Consider the following 26,236-nt stretch of genomic DNA (forward strand, 5'->3'; position numbering starts at 1 on the left):
GCACAGCCGGTCAGATTCCGTGCTTATTGATGAGTACGTTCAATTCCTTGAGGAACATGTTGATGTCCTTGAACTGCCGGTACACGGACGCGAAGCGCACGTAGGCGACCTCATCGACAGGGTACAGCTGCTCCATGACGCTCTCGCCGATCATGTTGCTGTCGATTTCGGCCTGGGCCGTGTTGCGCAGCTCGCGCTCGACGTTAGAGACCAGGATCTCCAGCTGACCCACGGATACCGGACGCTTCTCGCAGGCGCGCAGCAGGCCGCGCAGCAGCTTTTCTCGGCTGAATTCCTCGCGGCTGCCGTCCTTCTTGATGACGATCAGCGGCGTCTCCTCGACCATCTCGAACGTGGTGAAGCGGCGATTGCAGGATTCGCACTCGCGCCGCCTGCGGATCGACTTGTTGTCGTTGGCCGGACGGGAGTCCAGTACCTTCGTACCGTTATAGTCGCAATAAGGGCATTTCATAAGTCTGCGGCTCTCCTTTGCGCTTGCGAGAAACTTTTTTTATTTTTCCATACCTTCCCTTACATGATTCCAGGGATAAGGCACATAATACGTTTACCAACCGCGAGGAGGTGAACAACATGAGCCAAGGAAACAGCGGCAACAGCAACAACCTGGTGGTACCTCAAGCTTCCAACGCGCTTGAACAACTGAAATATGAAGTTGCTCAAGAACTGGGCATCTCCATCCCGCAAGACGGCTACGGCGGCAACATGCTTACGCGCGAGAACGGTTCGATCGGTGGCAGCATCACCAAGCGCCTGGTACAAATCGCCGAGCAACAACTCGCAGGCCGTTTCTAAGTACTATGGTCTTCACCTAGGTAATTCAATACCAAGGAGTCTTGAAGCTTCGCGCTTCAGGGCTCTTTTACATTTTACCGTCCTTAGGACCAATTGTCATACAGTTCGTCGTATTTTTTATGGTAAAAGAGCACCTTTTGCACATATCGGCGGGTCTCGCCGTAAGGGATATCCTCCAGCGTCTCCTCGCGGCCGTCCCATGTGCCCTCCCGAATCCACTGCTTCACCTTGCCGGGTCCGGCATTATAGGCGGCCAGCGACTTCACCATGTCGCCGTCGAATTGCCGGAGCAGCTCATTGAGGTACCAGGCCCCCAGCCGGATGCCGGCGTCGGCCCGTTCGCCTGCCTGCTTGGTCGTGATGCTGCCGAAGTCCTCCTGCTTTAGAATCCACTCGGCCGTATCCGGCATGATCTGCATGATGCCGATGGCGCCCTTGGGCGAGACGGCGTCGGGCTCGAAGTTCGATTCGACCCGTATCACCGCCGCGATCAGACGCGGATCGATGGCGTACCGGTCGGCATTCGATTGAATCTCTTCCTGATATTGAATCGGGTAGACCATTTTGCCCAGCCATTCCGAACGAAAGAACAGCAGCGCGATGACGATGAGGAGCAGCGCTAAAAACCAGCGTTTGCGCTTCGGCCTTGTCCTTTTTTTGCTCATGACTGTACCGATCCTAAATGAAGCGTCCGCCAAAAGAGATCCAACTGCGCTTCCGTATCCGCGAGCGTGCCGCTATTATCTATAACGTAATCGGCCAATTGCCGCTTTTGTTCGATATCCATTTGCGCGCCGATACGCTTGTCCGCTTCCTCCGGCGCCAGCCCGTCGCGTTCGATGAGCCGCGTCCGCTGCACGTCTCGGGGGACGTAGGCCACCATGACGCCTTGATACAAATGCTGCAATCCCGACTCGTACAGCAGCGGAATGTCCGCCACGACCAGCCTATCCGGCCGCTCCGTCTCCAGAGCCGCGATCCGCTCGCGCATCAGCTCGCGAATGGCGGGATGCGTAATCGCTTCAAGCGCCTTGCGCTCGTGGGCATCCGCAAAGACAATCGCACCCAGAATACGCCGGTTTAACGTGCCGTCTTCCTGTATGACCCCTGCTCCGAACCGCTCCGCAATCTGAGCCAGGGGAGCCTGTCCGGGTTCGACGATTTCCCGGGCAATTCGATCCGCATCGACAAGCGCCGCTCCGCGAGCGACCAACATGCGCGCTACAGTACTCTTGCCGGTGGCTATGCCTCCCGTCAATCCGATGTTCATCCTGCTAACCTCCTTGCAGCGGCTTCGTATGCCGAGTGCCTTCGTTAGACTTTGCCGCCGCTTGCTATTCCATTATCCCATCCGTTCAGCCGAATGCCGAACTTGCGCGAACCCCGGCATGCCACTATCCCCTCGGCTCAGATCCGGCGACCGTCCACGGCCGCCTCCGCCCCGATTGAGTCGATGGGATAATGGCATGAGACATCATTTCAATACCCTTTACCCTTCGTCTCAAGACGCCTGCATCAGCTTGAATATGCCCATCGCGATCAGAATAATGCCCGGCAATACGGACAGCCGCTGCGCCCATCGCATGCCCGCAGCCAAGAAACCGACGCGCATGCCGACCCAAAGGAAGATCCCGCTCGCCGCGGAGATCAGAATCGCGGTCGGCGCGGCGGGGAATCCCACAAGCGCGGCCCCGATGCCCGCTCCGAAGGCGTCCAGCGACAATGCCAGACCGAGAAGCAAGGCTTCGCCCGAGGTTATAATGCCCGAACGATCGACGTCGGCGACCGATGGCGTGCGCAAGATCTGCACGATCAAGCCGAATACCCGAAGCTCCAGCGTGAGCATCGGCACGGCGCCGTCGGCTTCCGGAGCGCTCGCGTTTCCCTCGATGCCCGGCCGCGATAGACCGGAAGCCGAACCGCCTGCGGACGCCGATCTCGTTCCACCTGCAGCTCCTGTTTCCGCTACCGTTCCCTCATCGCGATGTCCCCCGACTACCGGCGCCTTTTCCGTATCGGTCTCGCTCCTGCGGTTCCTGGCGAACTGAACCAGCGCCCAAGTGCCGATGCCGATCAGGATCGCCGCCCCGACGGCCTTCGCTCCGTAAGGAGACAGCCACCTGGCGATCACCGAACCGACGAGCATGGAAACGAGGATAACCGCGCCCGAGCAAGCCGCGATGATCGCGATGGACGGGAGCGGGATGCGTATCTTGCGTAATCCGTACGTAATGCCGACACCGAAGCCGTCCAGACTGACCGCGAACGCGAGAAATAATAAGGAAGCCGAATGTGCGAGCATGACGTTCCTCCTGCAAGGTGAAGACATGCCGGCGGCCCCGTGTAAGGAGCGCCGGTTCTGTTCATCCTATGCAGCAGGGAGGGCGAATGCCCGCCTGACCGTGAACAATCGGTTACGCTTCGCCGCCATTCGGTCCGTCGAGCCTGCGTTTCACGGCATTCGTGCCTCCCTCGCGGTAACGCTTGGAAGCCGCCGCGCTGGCGCCGCTCGCCGGGCCGGTAGCTCCCTTGGGCGGCTTCTGGCACTTCGCGCACACATGCGTGCCGCGCCCGCCGACCACCGACTTGGCGATCGGATGACCGCACGACGGACAAGCCTCGCCGGTCCTGCCGTACACGCGCAGCCTGTGCTGGAACATCCCCATCTCGCCCTGTCCGTTGACGTAGGACTTGACCGAGGAGCCTCCCGCTTCGACCGCCGCGGTCAGCGTGACGACGATCGCTTCGTGCAATCGCCGCCAGTCCTTGCCCGTGAGCTCGCCCGCCATTCGCTCCGGATGGATGCCCGCCAGATGCAGCGTCTCATCTACATAAATATTGCCGAGCCCCACGATCCATTCCTGATTCAGCAGCAGCGGCTTGATCTTGGTATTTCTGCGCCCCAGCGAGCTTCTCAGCTTGTCCGCGGTAAAGTCAGGCTCGAGCGGCTCGAGGCCGAGCTTGGCGAGGGGCGGCGATACCAGCTCTTCCCCTGCGGGGAACAGATGCATCGTGCCGAACTGCCTGACATCCGTGTACCGCAGCGCCGTGCCGTCCGTAAAGTGGAAAATGACATGCGTATGCTTGTCCAGCGGCGCGTCGTCGGCGAACAGCCCGTACCGCCCTTCCATGCGCAGATGCGATACCAGCACGAGCCCGTCCAGAATGAGCCGCAGGAACTTGCCGCGCCGCTCCACGGCCGTAAACGTCCGCCCCTCCAGCATCGCGCCAAAGACGTCGGGATCGTCCGGTTTTTGCAGAATGCGCGGCAGACGTACCGTAACCGACCGAATCGTCTTGCCTACGATCAGCTCGTTCAGCGTACGCCTGACCGTTTCTACCTCCGGGAGTTCCGGCATGTTCGCTCATCCTTTCTCTACGGTGACTGACCCATTTACTAAACTTGAACGCTAGTACGCGCGCCTCTTACTTCGCCTCATACCAGTTTACGCCCGCGCTGACCTCCGCCTTCAGCGGCACGTCGAGCGGCAGCGCGGCCGCCATGACTTCGGGTACCAGCGCCTTCATCGTTTCCAGCTCCTCCGGAGGCACCTCGAATACGAGTTCGTCATGCACCTGCAGCAGCATCCGGCTTTTCAGCCCCTTGGACCTCAGCGCTTCGGCCATGCGCACCATCGCGAGCTTGATGATGTCGGCGGCCGTGCCCTGGATCGGCGTATTCATCGCCGTGCGCTCCGCGAACGACCGCAGGTTGAAGTTCGACGAGCGGATGTCCGGCAGATAGCGGCGCCGCTCGAGCATCGTCTTGACGTAGCCGTCCTGCTTAGCCTGCGCCACGATCTCGTCCATATAGCGGCGTACGCCCGGGAAGGCGGCAAAGTATTGCTCGATAAAGGCGGCCGCTTCCTTCCGGGTAATGCCGAGGTTCTGCGACAGCCCGTAGTCGCTGATGCCGTATACGATGCCGAAGTTGACGGCCTTGGCGCTGCGGCGCATGTTACCGTCCACCTGCTCGGCGCTGACGCCGAACACGTCCATGGCCGTCTTCGTATGGACGTCCATCTCGAGGCGGAACGCTTCCTTTAGTCCTTCGTCGCCGGAGATATGCGCCAGCACGCGGAGCTCGATCTGCGAGTAGTCGGCCGCGAGGATCTGCCAGCCCGGCTCAGACGGCACGAACGCCTTGCGGATCTGGCGTCCCTCCTCCATGCGAATCGGGATGTTCTGCAGGTTGGGGTACTGGCTGCTGAGTCGGCCCGTCGCCGCGATCGTCTGCCGGTAGTAGGTATGGATCTTGCCGTCCTCCGGACGAATTTCCTTCAGCAGGCCTTCGATATAGGTCGACTGGAGCTTCGCCAGCTGGCGATAATGCAGGATGAGCCGCACGATCTCATGGTAGGGCTCGAGCTTCTCCAGCACCTCGGCGTCCGTCGAATAGCCGGTCTTGTTTTTCTTGACGACGGGCAGACCCAGCTTGTCGAATAACACTTCGCCAAGCTGCTTGGTCGAGCCGATGTTGAATTCGAAGCCCGCGATCCGGTAGATCTCGGTCACGATCTGGCCGATGCGCGACTGGAAGTCCTTGCCCAGCTCCTCGAGCGCCTCGGCTTGCACGACGATGCCCTGCTTCTCCATGTCCGCGAGGATCATCGCGAGCGGCTGCTCCAGCTCGTAGTACAGCGGCCTCATGCCGGCCTCATCCAGCGCCTCCGCCTGCCGCGCGGCGAGCCTGCGGATCGCGTCCGCCTTGGCGGCCAGATGAGCGGCGAGCGCGTCCGGCTCCGGCACGCGGAACTTCGCGCCCTTGCCGTATACGGCATCGTCCGGGGCGATGCCGGAGAGGCCCGCCTTCGCGAGCAGCCCGACCAGCGACGGGTCGGCCTCGGTCGGATCGAGCAGGTACGCGGCGAGCGAGCAGCAGAACGCCTGGCCGCGCAGCTCGATGCCCCGGCGGGCCAGCACCAGCTCCACGCGGTGCAGGTCGTAGCCGGTCTTCGGCGCGCCGGCGTCCGCGAGCCAGGCCCGCAGCGGCTCTGCCTCCGCCGACAGCAGCGCCGCGAACGGCAGCGCGAACACCCGGTCGCCCGCGGCGACCGCGATGCCGATGGCTTCGCTCTGATGCGGGTTGTCGCCGTTCGCGTCGAGAATGAAGCTCTCCGCCTGCGGCAGCGCCTCCGCGAGCGCCGCCCAATCCGAAGCGCTCTCCACGCGGACCGTCTCGTACGCAGCGCCCTGCGTGACGTCTGCCGCGCCGCCGGCATCATAGGCGCCCTCGCTCAGCTCCAGCCGCTCGATGAGCGACTTGAATTCGAGCTTCCGCAGCGCGGACAGCAGCGACGCCTCGTCGAACCCCTCCCAAGCCAGCTCCGTGAAGTTCTGCTCGAGCGGAATCTCGCGCAGGATCGTCGCGAGCTCCTTGCTCATTTTCGCCGACTCCTGATGGCTGCGGACGTTCTCGCCGAGCTTGCCCTTAATGGCCTCGGCGTGCTCGAGCACGCGCTCGACGCTGCCGTATTCGGACAGCAGCTTCAGCGCGGTCTTCTCGCCGACGCCCGGAATGCCCGGAATATTGTCCGACGTATCGCCCATGAGCCCCTTCAAGTCGATGATCTGCAGCGGCGTAAGGCCATACTTGTCCCCGATCATCTCGGGCGTGTACCGCTCCGTCTCGCTCACGCCCTTGCGCGTGAGGAGCACGGTCGTCCGCTCGGACGCCAGCTGCAGCATGTCCTTGTCGCCGGAGACGACGACCGCCTCGACGCCCGCTTCCTCGGCCTGCTGCGTCAGCGTGCCGATGATATCGTCCGCCTCGTAGCCGGGCAGCTCGTAGCGGCGGATCGAGAACGCGTCGAGCAGCTCCTTGAGCAGCGGAAACTGCTCCGACAGCTCCGGCGGCGTCTTCTGGCGTCCGCCTTTGTACGCCGCGAAGCCTTCGTGGCGGAATACCGTCTTGCCCGCGTCGAACGCCACGACCAGATGCGTCGGACGCTCCTCCTCCAGCACCTTGAGGAGCATCGTCGTGAACCCGAACACCGCGTTCGTATGCAAGCCGGCGCCGTTCGTCAGCGGAGGCATCGCGTAGAACGCCCGGAAGACGATGCTGTTGCCGTCGATCAAGAGCAGCTTGTCCCGCGGCGCCGCGCCTTCGCCTTGCTCCGTTTTCCATGTTTTAGCCATCGTATCGCACGCTCCATCCCGTTCTTCTTCCATTAGGATCAATCATACCATAAACGCCGGAGGCCGGGCGACGTCCGGACGCCTCCGCTCGTTAAGGAAAGTTTAAGCACTTCGCCGTCGCAGGCTATGATATATTGCTAATATATTTGAATCGTTAGGAGAGTTCGCATGACCCAAGCGAGGCGCTACATTCCAGAGATCAACCTGCTGCGCGCGATGGCGATCCTGGCCGTCATCATGATTCATTCCACCAGCAACGCGCTCGTCCAGCTGCAGACGTCATCGTCCTTTTACGGCATCTACGTGTTCCTGCATGAATTCGCGGTCTTTGCCGTGCCGGCGTTTATTTTCATCAGCGGCTTCGTGCTCACTTACAATTACGTCGGCAAGCCTTTGACCGGCGGCGCGATCGCCGTCTTCTACCGCAAGCGGATCTGGAACGCCGTCCTGCCGTACGCCATATTCAGCCTGCTGTATTTTCTATTAAAAAACCAATTCGCGCCGCCCGCCGACTCCGCGTCCAAGTTCCTGGGCCAGCTGCTCACCGGCCAGGCTTACGGCCACTTGTACTTCATGTTCGTCATCATTCAGTACTACATCCTGTTCCCGATCCTCCTGCTCGCGCTGCGCAGCGGCTGGGTCCGCCGCCATATCTGGTGGATCGGCATCGCCCTCCAGTGGGGCTACTATTACCTGAACCGCGAGTATATCGTCCATCAGCAGGGATGGCCGGGCGTGCTGCACCGTACGGGCAGCCTGTTCATCTCGTACTTCGGCATCTTCGCGGTCGCCATGTGGATCGCCATTCATTATGAAAAGATACTGGCCTGGTTCGCGGCGCGTCCTGCGGTACGGCGCCTGGCTGCCTCGATCGCGGTCGCGCTATGGGCGGTCTCCGGCGCTTATTATGTGTACCTGCGTTACCAGGGACTCGTGCACAAGGACTGGGCCGACGGTCAGGTTTTCGCTTATACGCAATTCTTTTTTAACGTGCTATCGGCCATCGCGCTGTTCTTGATCGCCAATCTCCTGCTCCGCCGCCCGCGGGCGGTCTGGGTCCGTCTGCTCGGGAATATCGGCATATGTTCCTTCGGCATTTACTTTATCCACCCGGCCGTGCTCTACTATTACCGCGACATCCCGGTTCCGGGCAACGGCCTGCTGTTCCACGTCTACTACGCCTGCGAGTTCCTCTCGGCGCTGCTGGTCGCATGGGGCGTCACTTGGGCCATTCAGCGCAATTTCCGGTGGGCCTGGATCCTGTTCGGCACCTCCTCCGCACCCAAAAAGAAACCTGGGGCAACCCGCTGATCGGCGTTTTATCCGTGCTTCTTATGGCCCCCTGGGCCGCGTTTCAACAAGGCCGTCCGCCAGGGCGGCCTTTTGTTCGTTCTTTGTTCACCATTTAAAACGCAACTTTTGGAGGCGGGTCTCGTCTAGAGTAGAGTTGCACCTTCCCGCACTTATCGGATTTTAACGAACAAAAGGAGACTTTCGCACTATGAATTGGAAGCAAGGAAAACAACGTTTCGTAAAATGGGTCGCCTCGGCGGCGCTGCTCGCCTCGCTCATCGTGCCCGTAGCCACGCCTGTCGCGACGGCCGCCGGCGCCGGCGATTCCGTCCTCACGCTGACGCTGAACAAGCCGCAGATCTCGGTCAATGGCGCTACATACGCGTCGCCGCAGCCCGCGCTTATCGTCAAGGGCGTTACCTACGCGCCCATATCCATGCTGGCTGCCAGATTCGGATACAGGATCGCCTATAACGCAGCCTCCAAGACCTATACCGTTTCGACCGACGGCAACGTCGTAGACTTCAAGACGGGCAGCACCACTTATTCGCTGAACGGCACGAGGTACGCCTCCTCCGGCAAAGCCTACATCTACAAGGGGAGCCTCATGGTTCCGCTTAGGGACTGGGTCAAGGCGACAGGCTCCACCTTGTCCGCCGCGCCCGGCACCGTATCGCTGACGTGGAGCGTCGCGCCGACCGCGGACTTCAAGGTCGACCAGGACGTCATCTATGCGGGCGAGACGCAGGTCACGTACACGAGCCTCTCCAAGAATGCGGGCAAGATTCTGTCCGAGAGCTGGGACGGCAACCTCAGCGTCTTCCCCGAACCCGGCACATACGTGATTACGCGCAGCGTGCAGGACATGGCCGGGAATTGGCTCGAGCCCTATGCCGTGTCCGTCACGGTGCTGCCGCCCAATCAGCCGCCTGTCGCCCAGTTCACGACGGACAAGGACACGTATATGATCGGCGAACCAATCACTTATACGGATCAATCGTATGACGACGAGAATGCGATCGTATCGACCGAATGGGCGAACAACAAACGGGGCTTCTTCGTATCCGGCCCGCAGACGGTCACGCTGCGCGTCACCGACAAGCACGGCAGCATCTCGGACTTCACCAAGACGATTACGATCTCGACCGATGTCATGTACACCGAGACGGAGTTCAACGAGCGCTTCACGCTGGTCGGGGACAAATATCCGGTCAAGGGCCCGGAGATCCTGAATATCCCGACCGTTCCTTATACCTTCTATAATACGAACCGCGCGCTCATCGCTTCCGACAGCCCCGAGGACCTGACCGGTCCCGGCGTCCTGTACCGCGATACGCTGGCCGGCGATCTTCGCCTGTTCCTGTACCACCAGAACCTCGGCAGCGAGCCGCTCAAGATTTACATGGCGGCGACCAACGAGAGCGCGACCGAGTCCGCCAGCATCGACCTCGGCGCATGGGGCAGCGCGGGTCCGGAGACGTTCGGCGCGTACACGGGCAAGATGGCCGCGATCCGCTACCTGGACGCCCGGGATACGCAGTCGACGACTACCACGTGGCTCGCGCCCGGCGCGACCAAGCTGATCGTGCCCGAGCTGAACCAGAAGGCGCTGTCCAAAGGCCAGACCTTCTCCGCATACGCGGATCTCAGCACGTCGACGAACGTCAAGTTCACGCTGTTCGCCGTGAAGAGCGGCGACGACCCGCTGACCAAGCTGCCGACGCTCGGCGTCATGAAGCGCGACGGCAAGCATATCCGCGGCACGTTCCAGGGCGCCGATCGCGAGATCGTCATCCAGGACACCCTCGGCGATACGCCGAAGCGCATCGTGTTCGGCGATCACAAGATCGATCCGGCGCTCGACGGCATCGACCAGCTCAACGGTCAGCCCGAGAACAATTGGGGCAACTTCGGCGTCGTCTACCACATGACGCTGCAGGTCAAGGCCAACACGCTGATCTCGCTTAACGCGCGAGGCGGCATCTACACCGGCGCCTTCCTCGTCAACGGCATGAAGGTCCCGGTGACCAACACGAGCATTCTCGAGAATCCGAACGTCGCGACGCCGGTCTATCGCACCGGACAGTACAACGAGACCGTCGAGATCTCGTACCTGACGGCGCTCGGCTCGAATCTGCCGATCACGCTGATGTTTATCCCGATGAAATAAAGCGCAAAAAAGCCGTTCCCCGTCTCATGACGGGAACGGCTTTTTTTGTGCGCGTCGGCGCTGAGTCCATCGCCTTCTCTACGAAAGGCGTTTCATATTCGCTACAATTACTGATTCAAATCCGGCCGCGTACCGACGACCAGATAGACGACGTTCTCGCCGATATTGGTCGCGTGGTCCGCGATCCGCTCGATGTAGCGTCCCACGAAGCACAGGTTCATCGCTTGGTTGATCGTCTTCTGATTGTCGCCCATCATCTCGAACAGCTCGCGCAGGATCTGCGAGTACAGCGCGTCGATCATGTCGTCGTCCTTGGCCATCTTGTAGGCGAGATCCACGTTCTCGTCGATGTACGATCGGATCGACTCGCCGATCATCGTCTGCGCCAGCTCGGCCATCCGCGGCAGGTCGACGAGCGGCTTGATGAGCGACTGCCCTTCCAGCCGGATCGCGGCCTTGGCGATGTCGACGGACAGATCGCCCATCCGCTCGAGGTCCGAGGAGATCTTGAGCGCCACGAGTATGCGGCGCAGGTCCTTGGCCACCGGTTGCTGCGTCGCGATCAGCTTGGCGCCCAGATCCGCGATCCGTTCCTCAAGCCGGTTCAGCTCGGGGTCCGCCTTGACGATCCGCTGCGCGAGCGGGCTGTTCAGCCCCTCGAGCGCCTGCATGGCGTCGCCGAGCGCCTTTTCCACCCGCTCCCCCATTTCCACGAGCATGTTCTGCAATTGCACGAGCCCGATATCGAATTCTCTTCTTGCCGTCATTAGCCGATGCCCCTTCCCGGTCGTTAACCGAATCTGCCGGAGATATAATCTTCCGTCCTCTGATCCCGCGGCGCACGGAACAGCTGCTCCGTATCCGCGGACTCCACTACTTCTCCGTTCAGGAAAAATACCGTCCGGTCCGAGATTCTGGCTGCCTGGTGCATGTTATGCGTGACCATGACGATCGTATAACTTTTCTTGAGCTCCCGCGTCAGCTCCTCGATCTTGGTCGTCGAGATCGGGTCGAGCGCCGAAGTCGACTCGTCCATGAGCAGGATGTCCGGCTCGACCGCGAGCGCGCGCGCGATGCACAGGCGCTGCTGCTGGCCGCCCGACAGGCTCCACGCGGACTTCTTCAGCACGTCCTTGACCTCGTGCCACAGCGACGCCGACCGCAGACTCTTTTCCACGATGGCGTCGAGCTCGGACTTCTTGGTCGTGCCGTGTAGGCGAGGCCCGTACGCGACGTTATCGTAGATCGTCTTGGGAAACGGATTCGGCTGCTGGAACACCATGCCCACCCGCTTGCGCAGGAACTCCACTTCCGTCTCCCCGTCGTAGATGTTGCGGTCCTGAATCACGACTTCGCCTTCGATGCGCACGCCCGGAATCGTGTCGTTCATCCGGTTGAGCGTCCGCAGCAGCGTCGACTTGCCGCAGCCCGAAGGGCCGATGAAGGCGGTGATGCTCTTCTCGGGAATCGTCAAGTCCACGTCCTTGAGCGCCTGGAACTTGCCGTAGTACAGCTGCAGCTGCTTCGTCTCGATGATCACTTGCGTTCCTCCTCCTGTCCTTGCGCTGTGGCTCCAATCCGCCACTCTGCCGTCCTGCGCGAAGCCGACGATGCGCCGCTTCGGCAGCTTCCCATGAGCCTCAGCCGAACCGCCCGGAGATATAATCGTCCGTCGACTTGCGCGACGGGTTGGTGAAGATCTTGTTCGTCTCGTCGTACTCGACCAGGTCGCCCAGGAAAAAGAACGCCGTCTTGTCGGATACGCGAGCGGCCTGGTGCATGTTGTGCGTGACGATCACGATCGTATAGTCCCGCTTGAGCTCGGCGATGAGTTCCTCGATCTTGGCCGTCGATACGGGATCGAGCGCGGAGGCCGGTTCGTCCATGAGCAGAATGTCGGGCTTCACGGCGATCGAGCGGGCGATGCAGAGGCGCTGCTGCTGGCCGCCGGACAGCGCGAGGCCGGATTGGTGCAGCCGGTCCTTGACCTCGTCCCAGAGCGCGGTCTTGCGCAGGCATTCCTCCACGAGCTGATCGAGCGCAGCCTTGTTTTTCACGCCGTGATAGCGCGGGCCGAAGGCGACATTCTCGTAGATCGACTTGTGAAACGGATTCGGGCGCTGCCATACCATGCCGATCCGCTGGCGCAGCCGTACGACGTCCGTGCGGGGATCGCAGATATTCTGGCCGCCGATCCAGATCTCGCCGTCGATCGAAGCGCCCGGGATGAGATCGTTCATCCGGTTGAGCGAGCGCAGGAACGTCGATTTGCCGCAGCCCGAGGGGCCGATCAGCGCGACGACCTGGCGGTCCGGGAAGGCCATGCTGACCTGCTTGATCGCCTGCTTCTCGCCGTAGTAGACCGACAGGTCCTTGGTGTAAAAGGCCGGATTCGGCGCGGGCTGGGTCCGGGCGGTCTCGCCGGGCTCCGGCGCCGATGGCGCGAGACCCGGGATGGCGCGCTGCGCCGACTCGTCGCGAGCTGCAGCGGGCGATGCGCCGGGGAGCGGCGCAGGCACGGACGCCGCCGCTTTCTCGCGGGGGTCGGCCGGCGCGCCGACGGCGGTCCCTGCGTCGCTAGGGGTTGCGGTCGTCCGGTTTGCGACGCGTTCGGCTTCCGTTTTTTCCGTCGCGATCATGGTCACGATCAATTCCTCCTTTGAATTCGCGTGCGCTTCTGCAATACCCGGTCAAGCAGGACTCTGCCCACTTGCCCCCGGCAGCTGCGCGAGCCGAGCGGCAATCAGCGTCCGGCAGTAAGCTTGCGGTATAGCGCGCGTCCGAGCCAGCGCGCGCCCAGGTTGAACAGCAACACGGTGATGACGAGTACGGCCGATGCGCCCGCGGCGATCTGCGCGGCATCCGGGGCGAGACCCTCGCTGTTGACCTTCCAGATGTGCACGGCCAGCGTTTCGGCCGGGCGGAACGGATTCAAAGGCGACGTATGATGCAGCGGATTCCAGTCGCTGAAGTCGAGCCGCGGCGAGCTCATGCCGGCGGTGAAGAGCAGGGCAGCCGCTTCGCCGAACACGCGGCCCGCGGCCAGGATCGTGCCCGTGACGATCGCGGGCAGCGAGATAGGCAGCATTACCGTGGTGATCGTGCGCCAGCGTGACAGGCCAAGCGCCAGCCCCGCTTCCTTCTGCTCGCGCGGCACGGCGCGCAGCGCCTGCTCCGTGATCCGCACCATGAGCGGCAGGTTGAACACCGTCAGCGCGAGCGCGCCGGACATGAGCGACAGACCGAGTCCGAAGCGGTTGACGATGACCAGCAGTCCGAACAGGCCGACGACGATCGAAGGGAAGGAAGACAGCACTTCTACGATGAGGCGGATGAACGCGGTCAACCGGTTTTGCTTGGCGTACTCGCTCATGTAGATGCCGGCCCCGAGGCCGAGCGGCACCGTGATGATCATCGTCAGCACGAGCAGGAACAGCGAGTTGAACAGCTGGGGCCCGATCCCGCCGCCCGAGCGGATCGACTCCGGCGCGGAGGTGAGGAAGTGCCAGCTAATATGGCCTACGCCGCGGATCAGGAGATAGCCGAGCAGCGCGGCCAGCAGCGCGATGATCAAGAAGCCGATGCCGACGATGACGCCGGTCATGATGCGGTCTACGGACTTGGCCTTCATACGCGCTTCACTCTCCTCTCCAGCAGGCGTACGACGAAGACGAACAGGAACGTCATGATCAGCAAAATAAGGGCGAGACTCCACAGCGCGTTGTTATGCAGCGATCCGCTCGTCGTGTTGCCCATCGACAGCGTGATGATGCTGGTCAGCGTCGCGGCCGATTGCGTGAGCGAATGCGGGATATGCGGCGCGTTGCCGATGACCATCTGCACGGCCAGCGCCTCGCCGAACGCGCGGGCGATGCCGAGCACTACGCCCGTCATGAGCGCGGGCAGCGTCGTCGGGATGACGAGGCGGGAGATCGTCTGCCAGCGGGTGGCGCCGAGCGCGTAGGAGCCTTCCTTCAGCCCGGCGGGCAGGCTGCGAAGCGCGTCCGTCGCGACCGTCGTGATGGTTGGCAGGATCATGACGGACAAGACGATCGAGCCGGCGAGGATGCCGACGCCCTGTCCGGGGAAGACGTCCCGCAGGAAAGGCACGATAACGCTAAGGCCGACGAACCCGTATACGACGGAAGGCACGCCCGCGAGCAGCTCGATGGCGGGCTGCAAAATATTTTTGCCGACTTTGGGCATCATTTCGGTCATGAAGATCGCGGCGCAGATGCCGAGCGGCGCGGCGATGACCGCGGCCAGCACCGACGTCGCGAAGGAGCCGAACAGAAACGGCAGCGCGCCGAACGACGGCGTATCCGCTTCGGGCGCCCACTTGAGCCCGCCGAGCATATTGCCGAGGCTCACGCCCTGGCTGGTGAACGGCGTAAGGCCGCGGGACGCGATGAAGTAGACGATCGAGAAAATGATGACGATCAGCAGCAATACGCAGAACATCACGTAGCCTCTGCCGCGGAGCTCCTCGAGTCTATGCTTCGGAAATTTGCCGCCGTCCTTCGAAAGGGCGTCCGCAGGTCCGGTTTGGGTCATGTTCATGCAAGCCTCTCCTTAACATGGCAAGAGAGGCGCCCTAATTACAGGTCCGCCTCTGCCGCTATTATCGTGCTTTTCCGTCGGTCGGGCTTATGATTATTTGTTGCTTACGACGCCTGCGACGTCACGGGTAACCTTCATGTCGCTGACCGGGATGTAACCCAGATCCTTCACGTCCGTGGTTTGAATCTCGTCGCTCAGCATGTAATCGAGGAATGCCTTGACCGCGCCTTCCGGCTGGCCCTTCGTGTACATGTGCTCGTATGCCCATACCGGATAAGTGCCGGAAGCGACGTTTTCGCTGGTCGGCTCTACGCCTTCGTACTTGAGCGCTTGGATCGTGTCGTCCAGGTAGGAGAGCGCCAGGTAACCGATCGCGCCAGGCGTCTCGGAGACGAGCTTGCGTACCGTGCCGGATGCGTCTTCAGTGATCGAGTCCGGCAGATCTTCGGACTTGGCGCCCAGGGCGAAGTTTTCGAACGTCGCGCGGGTACCGGAGCTTGCCGGACGGTTGACGAGCACGACCTTCTCGTCCTTGCCGCCGACGTCCTTCCAGTTCGTTACTTTGCCTGTGAAAATGTCTACGAGCTGCGCCTTCGTCAGGTTGTCCACGCCGACATCCTTGTTGGCGACGGCCGCGATCGATACGACGGCGACTTGGTGATCTACGAGCTCCTTGGCCTTATCGGCGTCCGCGTCCTTCAGCTTCTCTTCGGCGAATACGTCGGAGTTGCCGATTTGCACGGTGCCTTCCGCGACTTGGGACAGGCCGGCGCCGCTGCCGCCGCCGTTGACGGTGATCGTCACGTCCTTGTTCAGATCCATGAACTTCTTGGAAGCTTGGTCGACGAGCGGCTGGAGAGCGGTGGAGCCTGCAGCGCTGATCGCGCCGCTGAGCGCGGCGCCGGAAGATGCGCCGGCGTTCGCGTTATTGGAATTTTCGTTTTTTCCGCAAGCGGCGAGAGAGATGCCAAGCGCGAGCGTCGTCAGTACGAGCAGAGATTTTTTCAAGGATGAGAGCCCCTTTCAAATGTGTGTTTATGTGGTTTGCCTCAAGCACATCTCTGATTCTAGCGGCCAATCGTCAATCTCGTATTCGGGTATTGTTAACGCTATGTAAAAATTGTCCGGCGTTAATATATTTCTTGTTTTTCTTCGTCGGGCGTCTCGTTCATCTGGGCCGCGAGCTTGGCGACCTGCGCCGCGATCTGCTTCGACATCTCCGACGCTTCCAGCGAAGCCGCCGCGAGATGCTCCGTTCCCTTCGCGTTGTCTGAGCTGCGCGCCCACAGCCTGCCGAACGTCTCCTCCGTCCTGCGCACCTGAAGCAGCCCGCGGTCGGCGCCTTCCTTGCCTTCGCGCACATGGGCCGCCGCGGCCGCGGCAGAAGCCGCCATGCCGCTCAGCTGCTCATGGATCTGCCCCGCCTGCGACTTGGTCTGATCCGCGAGCTGACGCACCTCCTGCGCGACGACGGCGAACCCGAGTCCGTGCGAGCCTGCCCGCGCCGCTTCGATCTGCGCATTCATCGCGAGCAGGTTGCACTGGTCCGCGAGCTGCGCGATCATCTTGGCGATGCCGACCGTGTCGGACACCCGGGCGAGCAGCTCGTCCACCGACTTGGCCTGACGGTCCGCCGTCTCGGTCCACAAGCGGAACAGCCCCAGCATCTCGGTCATGTCCTCCCTGCCATGCTCCGCGATCTCCGCGATCTCCAGACTGCCCGCGCGGGAGACCGCAGCCTCGCCGGCGAGGCGATCGACCGAGCCGCGGATGTCGCGCAACATCCGCTCGGCGCCGCGCACGGTCGCCATCTGGCGCCCGGCGAGCTCGCGGCGCAGCAAGCGCGAGAGCTGCAGCATGTCGCTGACCGTGAGCACGCCGGCGAAGCGGCCGCCGCTCGTCATCAGCAAGGCGTCGTAGATACGCTCCTCGTCGCGCGACATCGCGCGGTCGATGAGCTCCTGCGGCGACAGGTCGGTCTCGGCGGTCATCGCTCCGCCGTCCATCAGCTTGGCGACGGGCTTGTCCGCGAACAGCGGCATGCCGTAGAGCGAGCCGATCAGCCTGAAAAAGCGGTGCCGCATGACAATGCCCGCCGGCTCGCCGGACGTTCGCACGACGGCGACGCACTCGAGCTCCTCGCGACGGCGGAACAGCTCGGCGATCTCGCCGCAGGTCTGCTCCGGCGACACCTGCGGACAGCTGCGAATCCAGTCCGCGAGCGACACCGACGGATAGTGCTTCGCATAGTCCGACGATTCGTCCGTGCGGCTCTCCTCCGCGCCAGGAGAGGTCACGCTCCGAATTTTGGTTTGCGTACGCGCGGCTTCCGCAGCCGTTCTGAATTTTGACTTTTCTAATAGAAGCAAGCTCATGCCCCCAACTCCTTCTCCGCTGTTCTAGACCCGCTCAGTGTATCAGCGCCTTGTCAACGGGGCGTTCGAAGGACGTTGGAGAATTGTAAATTCTGCCGGTTTTTACGAAACGCTGCGTTTCGCGACACAAACGCGAACCCATATACAGCAAAAAGGCCGCGCCGCCGGACTGTTTTCCAGTCCGATCGAGAGCAGCCTTATATACCGCGTATCGATTCAAGCATGCTTGTTCAAACTACCGGTTATCCACCTTTTCCGGATACAGATCGTGATTCATCAGCCGATGCTCGGCCATCGCCTCGTATTTCGTGCCCGGCTGGCCCCAATTGCAGTACGGATCGATGGAGATGCCGCCGCGCGGCGTAAACTTCCCCCACACCTCGATATAGCGAGGCGACATCAGTCCAATCAAGTCGTTCATAATAATGTTCATGCAGTCCTCGTGGAAATCCCCATGATTGCGGAAGCTGAACAGGTACAGCTTAAGCGACTTGCTCTCCACCATCTTCACGTCGGGAATATAAGATATATATATCGTCGCGAAGTCCGGCTGGCCCGTCATCGGGCACAAGCTCGTGAATTCGGGACAATTGAATTTAACGAAATAATCCCTTCCCGGATGCTTGTTATCGAACGCTTCCAGCACCTCGGGCGCATACGTAGCTTTATACGCGGTGCCCTGATTGCCAAGCAGGGATACGCCCGTCAACTCTTCCTTGCTTCTTCCTGCCATCTCTCTCGCCTCCTATACGCCTTTTTTATTGCCCCAGATCCACGTATGCAGCTGCGGCAGCACATGCACGCGGCGCAGTCCGGGATCGGCGACGACACGTTCGACCAGCCATTCGTATCGCGCCAGCAGATAGGGCAGCAATCGATCCCGCTCCTGCTCGCCGAGCCGTCCGTTGCCCGCTTGCAGATAGAACGGTACGCCCGGAAACCGCCGGTGTACCTCGCCGGCATAGGACAGATCCTCGTCGTCGAACACGACGACCTTAAGGCTATAATGGCGGCCAGCCTCGGCCAGCCGCGCGACGATCTCCTCCAGCCGGTCCCAGTCGGTCGCCATGCCGGAGCTCGGCGGCTTGGGCGACAGCGTCAGCTCGTCGATCTGCAGAAACCAATCCTGCCAGCGGCTGCCCTGCGTCTCCAGGGCGACGATGGCGCCTGCGCCGCGGAGCGCTTGGATTAAGGCGCCGAGCTGCGACAACAAGGCGGGGTTTCCCCCGGACAGCGTCACATGATCCGGCGGACTGCCGTCCAGCGCGGAGAGTTCGGCCACGATCTCCTCTGCCGTCATCATCCGAATATCTTCTTTGCCCGTACCGTCCCAGGTAAAGGCGGAGTCGCACCATGCGCAGCGGTAATCGCAGCCTGCCGTGCGGACGAAGGTCGTCTTGCGTCCGATCACCATGCCTTCGCCCTGTACGGTCGGCCCGAAGATCTCCATGACGGGCAGCCGCGCCTCTCTCTCAAGCATGGCCGTCGCCCGCACGCGGTCGATAGATGCAGTAGCTCGTCGGCGTCTCGCGCACGAATACTTGCAGGCAGACCGGACGGTTCGCCCGTTGATCGAGATCGCGCTGGACTAACTCGCAGATCGTGCGCGCCACGACCTCCGTCGTCGGATACCGGTCCGGGTCCGCAGCGCTGAAGCTCTCCGTATCTTCATTGAGAAGCGTATGGTCGAACCGTGCATGGATGAGCCGCTTGATCTCGGAGAAGTTCGCGAGGAATCCCGCGCCGTCTAGCGCGTCTCCCGCTATGGTCACGTTGACGAAGTAGGTATGCCCGTGCAGCTGCCTGCACTTGCCTGCTTCGTCGGCAGGAATATAGTGGGCGGCGGCAAACTGAAAATCCTTGTTCAGCTCATAGCGGTACGGATGAGCGGGTACGGGATAGATCTGCTGCAGCATCAGCGTTCACCTTCCCGTCCGGATGCGGCCATATATTCTTCCAGGCCGCGCCTGCGAAGCTTGCATGCGGGACATTCCCCGCATCCGCCGGCGGGAATGCCGTTGTAGCAGGTCAGCGTCCGATCCCGCACGAATTCGAAGGCGCCCAGCCGGTCGGCCAGCTCCCACGTCTGCGCTTTGTTTAACCACATAAGCGGCGTATCGATGACGAACGGATAATCCATCGACAGATTCAAAGTCACGTTCAGGGATTTGACGAACACGTCGCGGCAGTCCGGGTAACCGCTGAAATCCGTCTCGCAGACGCCGGTCACGATATGCTTCGCGCCGACCTGCTTGGCGAGCACGGCCGCGAAGCTGAGGAAAAGCAAATTCCGGCCGTCCACGAAGGTCGTGGGAAGCGCTCCTTCTTCCTGCTTGATGTCGATGTCGTCCCGCGTGAGCGCATTCGGCGCGAGCTGGCCGAGCAGCGACATATCCAGCAGATGATGCCGCACGCCGAGCGCTTCGGCGATCTCTGCCGCGATCTCCGTCTCCAATGCATGCCGCTGACCGTATTTAAACGTAACCGTCTCTACCTCGGCGAATCGTTCCTTCGCCCAGAACAGGCAGGTCGTGCTGTCCTGGCCGCCGCTGAAGACGACGACCGCTTTTTCTTGCTTCATCGCTGCACGCTCCTAGTTGGGCAAGAGGAGAGAGATCTCTGAATTCCCCGATCCTAAAGAAACGGCGCGAAGCGGCCATGCCCGCTTCGCGCCGAACGTCAAAAACGACAGCGCCCTTGACGGTCCGCCGCTTTTGCATAGTTTTTTATAGAGGGAGTTCGCGAACCTCTCCCGGCGCTGCCGGCCGTCCTCGGAAGGACCGCCTCGCCCGGAATTATTCTTTAGTTGTACGGTAGGTACTATACCACACTCGGCCAAGCAACCGCCAGCACCATTCCAGAGAGAAACGAATTCAAAATTCTGGAAACCCCAAAAGTTTTACCCGATTTTTCTCGTCGTTCCACTATCCCATCCGTTCAGCAAACCTTGCCTTAGACGCAGATTCATCTTATTTCTACCCATGCAATGCGCTGCCAAAGGCTCGATCGCCCCGCAAGCTGAGCCGATGGGATAGTGGAATGGGCTGAAAAAAACAATCCCCCGACGCCCGGAGGGTCGAGGGATTGTATAGCGGCGGAATAGGCTCCGCCGCGTTAAGCTCCAATTATACTTCTTCGATGCCGACCCAGGCGCCGCGCTCGATCGACAGATCGACCGCTTCGAGCACCTCTTGGCAGCGTACGCCGTCCGCGAACGTCGGCGCGAATGGCGTTCCCGCGGCGATGTGCTGCAGGAACTCGTACACGATGTGCACGAAGCCGTGCTCGTAGCCGATGATATGACCGGCCGGCCACCAGTTGCCCGCGTATTTGTGCGAAGGATCGGTCGCGAGAATCGTGCGGAAGCCCGCCAGCTCAGGCTCGTCCTCGCGGAAGTAGACCTCGAGCTCGTTGAGACGCTCCAGATCCCAGCGCAAGGTGCCCTTGCTGCCGTGAATCTCGAACGTATTATGGTTCTTGCGGCCGGCGGCGAAGCGGGTCGCGATGAAGACGCCCATCGCGCCGTTCTTGAAGTCGGCCAGGAAGCCCGTGGCGTCGTCTACGGTGACTTCGCCCATTTCGGAAGTGCCCTTGCCCGACAGGCCGGACGTCGACGACGGGATCGGACGCTCCTTGACGAACGTGCGGCTGTGGCCGACGACGCGGTCGAACTCGCCGATCAGGAAGCGGGCGAGGTCGATGCTATGCGCGTTGAGGTCGCCGTGCGTGCCGGAGCCCGCGATTTCCTTCTTGAGGCGCCATGCGAGCGGCGCCTCGGGATCGACCAGCCAGTCCTGCAGATAGGTGGCGCGATAGTGGTGGATCTCGCCGAGCTTGCCGCTGTCGATGATCTGCTTGGCCAGCTGCACGGCCGGCAGGAAGCGGTAGTTGAAGCAGATGGCGTGCTTGATGCCCGCTTCTTCGGCAGCCGCGAGCATCTCGCGCGCGTCGGCCAGGTTCAGCGCGAGCGGCTTCTCGCAGAGCACGTGCTTGCCCGCCGCGATCGCGGCCAGCGCGATCTCCTTGTGGGCGTCGCTCGGCGCGTTGATGTCGATGAAGTCGATATCGTCTCGCGCGACGAGCTTTTTCCAGTCGGTTTCGTAGCCTTCCCAGCCGAACTTGTCGGCCGCTTCGGACACGCCCTGCTCGTCCCGTCCGCATATCGCCTTCATGACGACCGGCGCTTCGAGGTCGAAGAACATGCCGACATCCTTGTAGGCATGGCTGTGGGCCTTGCCCATGAACTTGTAGCCGACCATGCCGACGTTCAGCGTCTTTTTGTTTACGCCCACCACATTTCACCCGCGCTCTCTTTCAGAATGAGGCCGTTCAGGAAGCTCGCGGCTTTGGTGAAGCCTTCGTTCACGCTCATGATGCCGTCCTCGTGCTCGATGCTGATGACGCCGTCGTAGCCGACCAGACGCAGCGTGCTGACGAGGTTCTTCCAGAACTCGTCGTCATGCCCGTAGCCGACCGTGCGGAAGACGAACGAACGGTTCAGGATGTCGCCGTAGTGCTTCGTGTCGAGCACGCCGTTGAGCGCGGTATTGCGCGCGTCGATCTTCGTGTCCTTGGCATGCACGTGGAAGATCGAATCGCCGAGCGCCTTCACGCACTCGATCGGGTCCATGCCCTGCCAGAACAGGTGGGACGGGTCGAAGTTGACGCCGATGTTGTCGCCGGCTTCGCGGCGCAGACGTAGCGCGGTCTCGGTGTTATACACGAGGAAGCCCGGGTGGGATTCGATCGCGACGCGCACGCCGTGCTTGCGGCAGAACGCGGATTGCTCTTTCCAGTATGGAATCGCGACTTCGTTCCATTGCCACTCGAGCACGGTGAGGAAATCCGGCGGCCAAGGGCAGGTCACCCAGGACGGATATTTGGAATTCTCCGATTCGCCTGGCAAGCCGGAGAACGTGATAACGGTGTCGACGCCCAGTTTTTCCGCCAGCTGGACGGTCGCGACGAAGTCCTCGTGATCCGACTTGGCAACGCTTGCATTAGGGTGCAACGGGTTGCCGTGCACGCTCAGCGCGCTGATCGTCATGCCGCGGGATTCGACCGCATTCTTGATGCGCGCGATCGCGGCTTCGTCATTCAGCACTTCGCGCGCGTTAACGTGCGCGGTGCCGGGAAATCCGCCGCAGCCGAGTTCAACGGCTTCGAGACCGGCCGACTTGGCCGTATCCAGTGCTGCTTCGAGGTCCTGCTGGCCGAACAATACGAGAAATACTCCCAATTTCACGAGCGCTTCACCCAACCTTTCGAAAGTGGATATGGATTTTGCTTTGTTTATCCAGCAAACTTAGTTTACAGGAACGGTCGCCGGAAGTCATCTCCGTTTTGCGTTAAAACGAGGATCGGCTTCCGGCGACGCTATGAGTATCTCCTGGACCAGGACGCTTAGGCGAAGGAAATCGCTTGTCCCTTGTTCGCGGATTCGTAGATCGCTTCGAGGATCTGCTGCACCACGTAGCCTTGGCGTGCGGTGACGACGGGCGATTGATCGTTCAGGATCGCGTCGATCCAGGCGCGCGCTTCGCGCTCGGCCGAGTCATTGGGCATCGACGGATCGAACTGGTTGCCCAGCAGGATCTCCTTGGTGTACAGCTGGCCGTGCTCCTCGCCGTTGACGCGCAGTCCGCCCTTCATGTCGGCGCCGGCCTTGGAGCCGTGGAGCGTCACCTTGGCCTCGTCCACGTCGAGCGTGTTGAGCGCCCAGCTCGATTCTACCCACACGGTCGCGCCGTTTTTCATCGTGATCATCGCGAACGCCGAATCCTCGACGGTGAACGCCTCCGGATTCCAGTTGCCCCAGGCGTTGGCCGGGCTGCCCTGCTCGGCGAGCTTGCGGTAGGTCGTGCCGAGGACGGTCCTCGGCTCGTAATTGTCCATCATCCACAGCGCCAGGTCGAGCGCGTGCGTGCCGATGTCGATCAACGGGCCGCCGCCTTGCTTTTCCAGATCGAGGAATACGCCCCAGGTCGGCACCGCGCGGCGGCGGACCGCATGCGCCTTGGCCAGATACACCTCTCCCAGCTCTCCGCCGCGGCAGGCTGCGTACAGCCAGCGGCTATCGGCGCGATAGCGGTTCTGGTAGGCGATGCTCAGCTTGCGGCCGGTCCGCTCGGACACCTCGAGCATGCGCTGGGCGTCGGCCGACGTCTTGGCCATCGGCTTCTCGCAGAGCACGTGCTTGCCCGCTTCCATCGCGGCGATCGAGATCTCGGCATGCGTATCGTTAGGCGTGCAGACGTGCACGACATGGACGTCCGGATCGTGGAGCAGCGCCTGCACGTTGTCGTACACGCGGGCTTCCGGCGTGCCGAACTTGGACTTGGCGTCGTACGCCCGCTCCTGGGATACGTCGAAGAATGCGGTGATCTTGACTTCGGGGATCTTGGCGAGCGAAGGCAGGTGCTTGCCGAAGGCGATGCCCCCGCAGCCGATCATGCCCACATGCACATGGCTCAAAAGGTTGTCCTCCTTGAATGTTCGCGCTGTTCGAACTACAATTCAAGTATATCATTCATCCTCGAGATTCCCATGTGCAATGATGCGCGGTCGTTATGCGATTTTGGTCAGGGAGGCCACCCGGCATGCAGGCAAGGCAAGAAAAAATCGAATACGAGAATCCGCTGCTCTCGATCAAGGTATGGCAAGCTACGCGCCACGCGGACCTGCTCTACGGCTGGCATCACCATCCCGAATGCGAGCTCCTGCTCATCCAGAGCGGCAGGCTCGACGTCGAGGTGAACGGCGAGACGCACGTCATGGGCGAAGGCGACGTCGTCGTGCTCGGCAGCTCGCAGCTGCACCGCGACCGGAGCTACGGGGATTCGCAGCTGCAGTACTTGGTGCTGCAGTTCGATCTCCAGGCCTTTTTCGACCAGAGCACGATCTCGTATCTTCAATACTTTAATGAGACCAAGGTTCCGCTCAGCGCGATGAACTATCTGTTCAAGGAAAATGCGGAAGCCAGACGCGAGACGGCTGCCTGCATCACCGAGATCTACGAGGAAGCCCGCCGCAAGGAGGCAGGGTACGAGCTCGCGGTCAACCTGCTGATCAAGAAGATTCTGCTCGTCATGATCCGGCAAGACAAGATGGGGCTGCTGGCGGGACAGGACCGCGTCGAGCGCATCCGGCTAAGGCCCGTGCTCGATTACGTGGAATCGGGGATCACCGGGCGCGTCACCGTCGAGGACGCCTGCAGGCTGGCGAATATGAGCTATTATTATTTCGTGAAGTTTTTCAAAAAGTCGATGGGCATCTCGTTCACCGAATACGTCAACTTCCGCAAGATCAAGACCGCCGAACAGCTGCTGCTCACCCGCGATCTCAGCGTCAGCGAAGTCGGCGACCGCATCGGCATGCCGAACATGGCGCATTTCTACAAGATGTTCAAGCGCTTCAACCAGTGCTCGCCCAAGGAGTTCCAGCGCAAGATGCTGGCCTGGGGACGATAGCGCGGACATATGGATAAAAAACCCGCAAAGGCGCCCATGGCGATCCTTCGCGGGTTTCTTTTTGCCGGGCTTCAAGGGCTCCCATGCTCCCGTGCATAAACTTAGAGCGGTTAGACTAGTCCTCGTCTCCGATCGTAACGATAGGACGGCGCGCCTGCTTCTTATCCTTCGCCGCAGACTTGCCCCCGCGCCCGGCCGCCTCCTTGGCGCTACGCTTGCCGGCGCGCTGCTCCTTCAGCGCGAGGCGGGCCAGCTCGCGTTCGGTCTTGCGGTAATTGGCGTAACGCCCCTCATCGAGCTCCCCCGCCTCCAGCGCTTCGCGCACGGCGCAGCCCTGCTCGGCGCCGTGCCTGCAGTCCCGGAACCGGCAGGACGCGGCCAGCGCCTCGATATCGGAGAACGTGGCCTGCCATCCTTCCTCCGACTCCCACAACTGGAGCTCGCGCATGCCCGGCGTGTCGAGCCATATGGCGCCCGATGGCAGCAGGAACAGCTCCCGGTGCGTCGTCGTATGGCGCCCCCGCGCGTCATCTTCGCGTATGTCCTGTACGACCTGATGCCGCTCGCCCGCCAGCCAGTTGAGCAGCGTGGACTTGCCGACGCCGGACGACCCCGTCGCGCCGACGGTCATCCCCGGCGTCACATAAGGCGCGAGCATGTCCCGCCCCCGATCCAGCAGCGCGCTGACCGCGAACACCGGCACGTCCGGCGCGATCGCGCGGGCTTCTTCGACGTAGCGGTCCGGCGCGTCGCACAGATCCGCCTTGGTCAGCAGCAGCACGGGTTGCGCCCCGCCTTCGCGGACGGCGATCAGATAACGCTCGATGCGCCTCAGGTTCCAGTCCTCGTTCAGCGAAGCGACGATGAACACCGCGTCGAGGTTGGCGCCGATGATCTGCTCGTCCGGACGGCTGCCCGCCGCTCTGCGCACGATCGACGTCCGCCTCGGCAGCAGCGCGTGGATCACGGCAGGCGAGCCGCCGTCCGGCAGCTCGGCGGCCACCCAGTCTCCGACCGCGGGATAATCTCCCGGCGACGCGGCCGCGAAGGCGTACTTGCCGGACACCTCGGCGAACCGGTCTCCCCAAGGCGTCGCGAGCCTGTACTGATGGCTGTACTGCGCGACGACCCGCGCCGGCGCGAGCTTTTTGGCCGCAGTCGGCAGCGCCAGATATTTCTTCTCCCATTCCTCGTTCCAGCCGTAGGCTTCCATCTCGGGCCAAGCTGTCTTTGCGTCCGTTTGCATTCGTACGATAACCCCTTAGGTTAGATTTTTGATATAAAAAACACAAAAAGCCCCAGGTCTCCCTGCGGCCGGACGGACCTCGGATCCTTCCCGCGCCAGGCGCGATACGCCTTCGGAACGCAGCTAGAACCCGCTGCGGGGCGGAGAGAAGAACCGAATATCCGTGCACAAC

Annotated in this window: 25 protein-coding genes and 1 riboswitch; of the genes, 4 read left to right on the forward strand and 21 right to left on the reverse strand. The window is 61.7% G+C overall.

What is annotated here, in order from left to right:
* Positions 1-10 precede the first annotated feature (10 nt).
* Positions 11-472: a transcriptional regulator NrdR gene (nrdR, locus tag PQG80_RS13050; RefSeq protein WP_090113883.1), complete on the reverse strand. Its 462-nt coding sequence runs from the start codon at positions 470-472 to the stop codon at positions 11-13.
* Positions 473-591: 119 nt separating this feature from the next.
* Between nrdR and PQG80_RS13055 the strand changes: the two genes are divergently transcribed.
* The gene (locus tag PQG80_RS13055; protein WP_271751804.1) at positions 592-813 is read left to right on the forward strand and encodes an alpha/beta-type small acid-soluble spore protein; all 222 of its coding nucleotides are present in this window, start codon (positions 592-594) and stop codon (positions 811-813) included.
* Between the two features lie 83 nt (positions 814-896).
* Here the strand turns inward: PQG80_RS13055 and PQG80_RS13060 are convergent, their stop codons facing one another.
* The 5 genes from PQG80_RS13060 to polA form a co-directional block, all read right to left on the reverse strand.
* A complete protein-coding gene (locus PQG80_RS13060) occupies positions 897-1,478 on the reverse strand; it encodes a lytic transglycosylase domain-containing protein (protein WP_271751805.1) in 582 nt (193 codons plus the stop codon).
* Positions 1,475-2,083 (reverse strand): dephospho-CoA kinase, encoded by a 609-nt coding sequence (gene coaE / locus PQG80_RS13065; RefSeq protein ID WP_271751806.1) that lies wholly within the window; start codon positions 2,081-2,083, stop codon positions 1,475-1,477. Before coaE ends, PQG80_RS13060 begins: the two co-directional genes overlap by 4 nt.
* Before the next feature lie 231 nt (positions 2,084-2,314).
* On the reverse strand, positions 2,315-3,115 hold the full coding sequence (locus tag PQG80_RS13070) for an MntP/YtaF family protein (RefSeq protein ID WP_271751807.1): 801 nt from the start codon (positions 3,113-3,115) through the stop codon (positions 2,315-2,317).
* 112 nt (positions 3,116-3,227) lie between these two features.
* Positions 3,228-4,172, reverse strand: coding sequence for a DNA-formamidopyrimidine glycosylase (gene mutM, locus PQG80_RS13075; protein ID WP_271751808.1), 945 nt, complete (start codon positions 4,170-4,172; stop codon positions 3,228-3,230).
* Positions 4,173-4,239: 67 nt separating this feature from the next.
* Positions 4,240-6,951: a DNA polymerase I gene (polA, locus tag PQG80_RS13080; protein WP_271751809.1), complete on the reverse strand. Its 2,712-nt coding sequence runs from the start codon at positions 6,949-6,951 to the stop codon at positions 4,240-4,242.
* 168 nt (positions 6,952-7,119) lie between these two features.
* Between polA and PQG80_RS13085 the strand changes: the two genes are divergently transcribed.
* Entirely contained in the window at positions 7,120-8,262 is a 1,143-nt protein-coding gene (locus PQG80_RS13085) for an acyltransferase (protein ID WP_271751810.1), read from the forward strand.
* A gap of 190 nt (positions 8,263-8,452) precedes the next feature.
* Complete coding sequence (locus tag PQG80_RS13090) at positions 8,453-10,414, forward strand: copper amine oxidase N-terminal domain-containing protein (RefSeq protein WP_271751811.1); 1,962 nt, start codon at positions 8,453-8,455, stop codon at positions 10,412-10,414.
* A 107-nt stretch (positions 10,415-10,521) separates the two neighbouring features.
* Here PQG80_RS13090 and phoU read toward each other — a convergent pair whose 3' ends face one another.
* From phoU to PQG80_RS13160, 14 genes are all read right to left on the reverse strand, one after another.
* On the reverse strand, positions 10,522-11,181 hold the full coding sequence (gene phoU / locus PQG80_RS13095; RefSeq protein ID WP_271751812.1) for a phosphate signaling complex protein PhoU: 660 nt from the start codon (positions 11,179-11,181) through the stop codon (positions 10,522-10,524).
* Between the two features lie 23 nt (positions 11,182-11,204).
* Positions 11,205-11,951 carry a phosphate ABC transporter ATP-binding protein PstB gene (pstB, locus tag PQG80_RS13100; protein ID WP_271751932.1) on the reverse strand — a complete coding sequence of 249 codons (747 nt, stop codon included), beginning with the start codon at positions 11,949-11,951 and terminating at the stop codon, positions 11,205-11,207.
* Between the two features lie 103 nt (positions 11,952-12,054).
* The gene (pstB, locus tag PQG80_RS13105; protein WP_271751933.1) at positions 12,055-12,783 is read right to left on the reverse strand and encodes a phosphate ABC transporter ATP-binding protein PstB; all 729 of its coding nucleotides are present in this window, start codon (positions 12,781-12,783) and stop codon (positions 12,055-12,057) included.
* A 374-nt stretch (positions 12,784-13,157) separates the two neighbouring features.
* Complete coding sequence (gene pstA / locus PQG80_RS13110) at positions 13,158-14,045, reverse strand: phosphate ABC transporter permease PstA (RefSeq protein WP_271751813.1); 888 nt, start codon at positions 14,043-14,045, stop codon at positions 13,158-13,160.
* A complete protein-coding gene (gene pstC, locus PQG80_RS13115; protein WP_432432752.1) occupies positions 14,042-14,968 on the reverse strand; it encodes a phosphate ABC transporter permease subunit PstC in 927 nt (308 codons plus the stop codon). Before pstC ends, pstA begins: the two co-directional genes overlap by 4 nt.
* Before the next feature lie 99 nt (positions 14,969-15,067).
* Positions 15,068-15,982, reverse strand: a complete 915-nt coding sequence (locus PQG80_RS13120) for a phosphate ABC transporter substrate-binding protein PstS family protein (protein WP_271751815.1) — start codon at positions 15,980-15,982, stop codon at positions 15,068-15,070.
* 122 nt (positions 15,983-16,104) lie between these two features.
* On the reverse strand, positions 16,105-17,349 hold the full coding sequence (locus tag PQG80_RS13125) for a methyl-accepting chemotaxis protein (protein WP_271751816.1): 1,245 nt from the start codon (positions 17,347-17,349) through the stop codon (positions 16,105-16,107).
* Between the two features lie 235 nt (positions 17,350-17,584).
* Positions 17,585-18,082 (reverse strand): preQ(1) synthase, encoded by a 498-nt coding sequence (queF, locus tag PQG80_RS13130; protein ID WP_271751817.1) that lies wholly within the window; start codon positions 18,080-18,082, stop codon positions 17,585-17,587.
* Positions 18,083-18,094: 12 nt separating this feature from the next.
* On the reverse strand, positions 18,095-18,829 hold the full coding sequence (gene queE, locus PQG80_RS13135) for a 7-carboxy-7-deazaguanine synthase QueE (RefSeq protein ID WP_271751818.1): 735 nt from the start codon (positions 18,827-18,829) through the stop codon (positions 18,095-18,097).
* Entirely contained in the window at positions 18,822-19,265 is a 444-nt protein-coding gene (gene queD, locus PQG80_RS13140) for a 6-carboxytetrahydropterin synthase QueD (RefSeq protein WP_271751819.1), read from the reverse strand. The genes queE and queD overlap by 8 nt, the downstream gene beginning before the upstream one ends.
* The gene (gene queC / locus PQG80_RS13145) at positions 19,265-19,930 is read right to left on the reverse strand and encodes a 7-cyano-7-deazaguanine synthase QueC (protein ID WP_271751820.1); all 666 of its coding nucleotides are present in this window, start codon (positions 19,928-19,930) and stop codon (positions 19,265-19,267) included. Before queC ends, queD begins: the two co-directional genes overlap by 1 nt.
* Before the next feature lie 131 nt (positions 19,931-20,061).
* Positions 20,062-20,105: riboswitch (PreQ1 riboswitch) on the reverse strand.
* A gap of 369 nt (positions 20,106-20,474) precedes the next feature.
* Entirely contained in the window at positions 20,475-21,608 is a 1,134-nt protein-coding gene (locus PQG80_RS13150) for a Gfo/Idh/MocA family protein (protein WP_271751934.1), read from the reverse strand.
* A gap of 23 nt (positions 21,609-21,631) precedes the next feature.
* Entirely contained in the window at positions 21,632-22,594 is a 963-nt protein-coding gene (locus tag PQG80_RS13155) for a sugar phosphate isomerase/epimerase family protein (RefSeq protein WP_271751821.1), read from the reverse strand.
* Between the two features lie 158 nt (positions 22,595-22,752).
* On the reverse strand, positions 22,753-23,823 hold the full coding sequence (locus PQG80_RS13160; RefSeq protein ID WP_271751822.1) for a Gfo/Idh/MocA family protein: 1,071 nt from the start codon (positions 23,821-23,823) through the stop codon (positions 22,753-22,755).
* Between the two features lie 125 nt (positions 23,824-23,948).
* Between PQG80_RS13160 and PQG80_RS13165 the strand changes: the two genes are divergently transcribed.
* Complete coding sequence (locus PQG80_RS13165) at positions 23,949-24,818, forward strand: AraC family transcriptional regulator (RefSeq protein WP_271751823.1); 870 nt, start codon at positions 23,949-23,951, stop codon at positions 24,816-24,818.
* Between the two features lie 115 nt (positions 24,819-24,933).
* Here the strand turns inward: PQG80_RS13165 and rsgA are convergent, their stop codons facing one another.
* Complete coding sequence (gene rsgA, locus PQG80_RS13170) at positions 24,934-26,064, reverse strand: ribosome small subunit-dependent GTPase A (protein ID WP_271751824.1); 1,131 nt, start codon at positions 26,062-26,064, stop codon at positions 24,934-24,936.
* Between the last annotated feature and the right edge of the window lie 172 nt (positions 26,065-26,236).

Origin of the sequence: Cohnella rhizoplanae, assembly GCF_948329515.1 — a bacterium.
Taxonomy (GTDB): Bacteria; Bacillota; Bacilli; order Paenibacillales; family Paenibacillaceae; genus Cohnella; species Cohnella rhizoplanae.